The organism is Flagellimonas beolgyonensis (assembly GCF_003992615.1).
In the GTDB taxonomy this organism is placed as follows: Bacteria; Bacteroidota; Bacteroidia; order Flavobacteriales; family Flavobacteriaceae; genus Flagellimonas; species Flagellimonas beolgyonensis.
The window spans coordinates 50,061-50,325 of record NZ_RZMY01000012.1; positions in this window are offsets into that span (position 1 = coordinate 50,061).

Genomic DNA, 265 nt, shown 5'->3' on the forward strand with positions numbered 1-265 from the left:
CCCAAAAAAGATTCTTCACTGCCAACTGTTTACTGCACACTGACCACTGCCCACTGCCCACTGTCTACTGTCTACTGTCTACAAACCACTAACCACTGACCACTTTCTACCGACCCCTAACCACTAACTGCCAATTGTTTACTGTCCCTAATATATTGGTCAACCCAAACAGGGCATCCGTCAGATCACCCCTGTTTCTTTTCCGAAAATGGGGCACCTTGTCCCACATTTAACTTTAAAAAATGAAAAAATGAAAATTAGGAAC